This is a genomic window from Endozoicomonas sp. SESOKO4 (assembly GCF_024606275.1).
This window is the reverse complement of record NZ_JAHHPS010000607.1, coordinates 1-3,832: the sequence shown is the minus strand read 5'-3', so window position 1 is coordinate 3,832 and position 3,832 is coordinate 1. Positions and strand designations below refer to the sequence as shown.

The following is a 3,832-nucleotide window of genomic DNA, read 5'->3' as shown; positions in this document are numbered from 1 at the left end:
TTTTTGTCCTCATAGGCTTTGTGCCAGTCGAGCTGTATCGCCACATCCACTCTGTGGCTCATTTTTGCGAGCACACTGGCTGATTGTATTGGAGTCATCGGGTGGCGATAAAGTTCCTGAGTGGAATGCGCAAATACTTTTCAAAGGACGGTTGAGGGATCAGTAAGGTATTGGAATGAATGGCTGTCGGTTCGGCTGAGTGTCATTACCAGCCCTTTATCTGCCCCCTCAGTGCTTTTGTCTGACCACGCTGATGCTTTCGATCCATGCGTTTTTTCTGCGAAGAACGGGTAGGTCTGGTGGCTTTTCTTTTTTTAGTCACCACCGTCGCCTTTTGAATCAGACCCAGTAATCGATTCAGAGCATCCTGACGATTTTTCTCCTGAGTTCTGAACGACTGTGCCTTGATCACAATGACGCCTTCGGAAGAAATCCTCTGGTCATTGAAAGTCAGAAGCCGTTCTTTATAAAAGTCAGGAAGGGAAGAAGCTCTGATATCAAACCTTAAGTGGACCGCCGAAGAAACTTTATTCACGTTCTGTCCCCCCGCCCCCTGGGCACGGACAAAATTAAACTCAATGTCATCGGAGGGAATCGTAACGGTATTGGAAATCTTCAGCATATCACTCAGTTTCTATCCTGAACGAGCACCCACGGTCGCACCACCACGGCCCATAAATCCGCTTTTTGCTCATGCCAGTTTCTGGCCTGATCGTCACTGACCGGTCCCAGTTTTTTTTCATTCAACCAGGCTTCTACTGTCGCTTTATCATCAATGGAGATGCTGTGAGCGACGGCAACAATATCCAGATCCGGAGCAACCGCCAGAAGGTGGCCGGAAGCAAAGTAGCGCTGAAGGTCTTCCCAGGCAATTTTTGCGGTTTCCTGGTTGAGTTTGGCTTTGTTCAGCTCATTGGGGTCTACAGAATCACTCATTAATAATCTGTCTGTCTGATTAACGTTAAATAAGGGCAGAGACTACCACATCCATGGTTTTTTCAGCCAGTCAGGGCTTAACCTCCATCAAACTCCCGGGATCGGGCATGATTTTCCACTTTTTGAACGAAATCAACCTTTAGCGGTCTATTCATTCAGGCGTTTCAAAAAACCAAATTATTGAGGGAATAAATTATGCCGCCACGGATGACCAATACTCCACCCTTACACCTGCCCGGCTGGACCGAACCGGAAACAGTGGTTTCCCCCCCTGCGTCCACTTTGTGCTTGAGCAACCAGACAGCTCGATCGGGTGGGCTCTCTGGTTACTCTTTACAGCAGCGACACATCACTTCCACTCGTGACCAGCGTCGTGAATGGATATCCCATGTTCAGGATGCACTGGGCAAAATTGATGTTCCATTTGGCAATAAAAAATTTCAAAAATTTGTAGAAAATGCCCAGTATGATCTTAACAGGATGAGTCACAACCGTCCTGGGGAGGATGAAAAACTCTATCTACAGTCCCTGCAAAAACTGGTCAACTACCTCGCCGAGGAGCCTGGACTTCCTGAAAATACTTCCGTTCTGCAAACCCTGGCTGATTTGGGGCTGGGACTTGAGGGGGTGTCGATGAATTATAAAATACAGATCCCCTCCCAATTATTAAAACAACTCTTTGCTAACACACGCCTTGAAACCGTGCAGAAGATTCTTGACAAGGATGCCAAAAGAATGATGTTTCAGGCTGATCCGGGCTTTATGGAAATTCTGGAAACATATCTGCCTCGTATGTACCTAAAGGAAGTTGCCCATGAGCTTTTGAGTGAGCTGAAAAAACATCACATATTTCTTGAGCAACTCAATAAATCTCTGCGACTTTCGGAGGGTTCAGCACCGTATCTGATCACAGCTATTTTCGAATCACTGGGCATCAGGCATGGCAACCCAGAGGCGTCACAGGATTTCCTTCAGGGAATCACCACTGCACTGGCTTCAGAGTTTTTTACATTTCAGCTTTCTACACTGGAAGTTAATCTACAAAGGCATGAAAAACTGATTCTGAAAGAACTGAAAAAGCTGGATGATAAGGAGCGGGAACAGCTTCTGGTATCTGCCTTTGTATTAGGCCAGTGGGAACTGTTTAAGCGGTTGCTGGCGGGCTCCTCTCCCACAATACTTGGGCATCAGTTTAATAACGGCGGTAATATTTTGCACCTTATGGTGACAGCACTGCCAAGCATGAAAGCTCACGGAGAGGTATGCAATTCTTCCTGGCTGAAAGCTTATACCCCTCGCTATGACGAGTTGTTTCAGTACTTGCCCGCCGGGACTCTGGCCAATCAACAGGACAACAGCGGCGCAACACCGCTGTTGCTGTTATACCGACATCATTGCGAGCAATTAGCATCAGCGAGCATCTCCAAAGCGGAAGACTGTCAACTGGCCAGAGCCCAACGCAGCGCCCTGCTCAAGCTAACCGCTTCTGAGCATCTGATGAGTTGTATGCAGAATCATTTAGACGGAAAATTCCCTTTGAATGTCAACTGGTTTGCTGAGTTCCTGCAACTCTTCAAATCCTTGCCGCCATCCACTTTTAAAGCAATCAGCTTGCGCTCTGCTGAGTGTTCATACCACGACTACCTGAGAAACAAACCCTCGACCCGTGCAACACGGTTACTTCAGCCCGTTATCAACTATTTTGAGCTTCACCCTGACGTTTTAAGGGATGAGCAGCAAACACTGAAACTGATAAGGTTAATACATCAGAAAGGGTTGCCGGTTGAATACTCTGCGCAAGTGCTCCGGGTTGTCACTCCGGGCATACAAAAAAAACTACTTGGGCACCTGTCAGCTACGCCTGATGATCGCGACTCACTGTTTATTGAACGATGCTACGACGTGATCTACAAAGGGAAACGTTACTATCCATGGCATCTGATTGGCCTTGGAGTTGGTGCTGGTTGTGTACTTAATCCAGACAGGTTTTATTGCGAACGTTTCCTCCACGAGGTGGCTGAATTTGGCAGGAAACACCCAAAAGAGACGGTGCCGGAAATGTCCGGGCTTTGGGAAGCAGAGTTGATCAATAGCAGGAATATTGAAATTTACGGTCGCAGTCTGGCTTTTCCTTCCACAGAGGTACCTCAAGGGTATCGCCGTTTCAAGTTCCTGAAACAACAAACTGGTTCCACAGAAAACTGGCATGACTTCATCCGCGAGCAGCCACAGCTGGATTTTTTTCGAAACCATAAGGATCAGCTGGGCCTTGAAAGCGCACTGCTTAAACCACGGGGTATCTATCGTCTGCCCCATGCCCTGGATAAGCTCAAAGCCTGTCAATTACCCGATGAAACCCTGGCAAGCATTGCCCTGGAGCCTGATGGTTCGGCACTGCTACAAGTCTTTGACGATGAAAAAAATACCCGCCTTTATCACCACTATCCTTATGAGACGGAAGGCGTGGCCGGTCTCTCAGAGCAGGCATCGTTTGAAGGCCTCAGGCTGTTTGCCAGAGATGCAGGTCGTCTCTGGCAACACAATTTTCAGGCACCGGATACATTAAGCTCATTCCATGATACTGCCGAAGGGAGAACTTGGGTGCCCACACCTTTTTTTGGAAGTCAGACTGTTCCCGGCACCATGGGAGAGTGGAATGCCCAGGATTACCCGAACATAGCACCTGCCCCGGTGGGGATGAGAGACTGGGCAGATGTCCGCTCATTTGCAGAGCAAACCTCCTACAGTTTTGGTTCGACAACATCCTACTTTATAACCCATTGTGAGCGGCAGGACGAATTACGGATTACTGAGCTTGGAAAAGCCTTTTACGGGCTGGTCATTAACTGGCTGAGGGTTCGCCATGACGTCGACTGTCTGGATTACAGAAACACCG

The 3,832-nt window shown here is 48.1% G+C and carries 3 protein-coding genes; 1 reads left to right on the top strand and 2 read right to left on the bottom strand.

What is annotated here, in order from left to right; all coding sequences use genetic code 11:
• Positions 1-205: 205 nt before the first annotated feature.
• Entirely contained in the window at positions 206-622 is a 417-nt protein-coding gene (gene arfB, locus KDK16_RS11825) for an alternative ribosome rescue aminoacyl-tRNA hydrolase ArfB (protein ID WP_257252688.1), read from the bottom strand.
• Positions 623-627: 5 nt separating this feature from the next.
• Complete coding sequence (locus KDK16_RS11820; protein ID WP_257276272.1) at positions 628-936, bottom strand: DUF2288 domain-containing protein; 309 nt, start codon at positions 934-936, stop codon at positions 628-630.
• 195 nt (positions 937-1,131) lie between these two features.
• Here KDK16_RS11820 and KDK16_RS11815 point away from each other — a divergent pair.
• The coding region (locus KDK16_RS11815) for a hypothetical protein (protein WP_257276271.1) at positions 1,132-3,832 on the top strand (2,701 nt) is incomplete at its 3' end.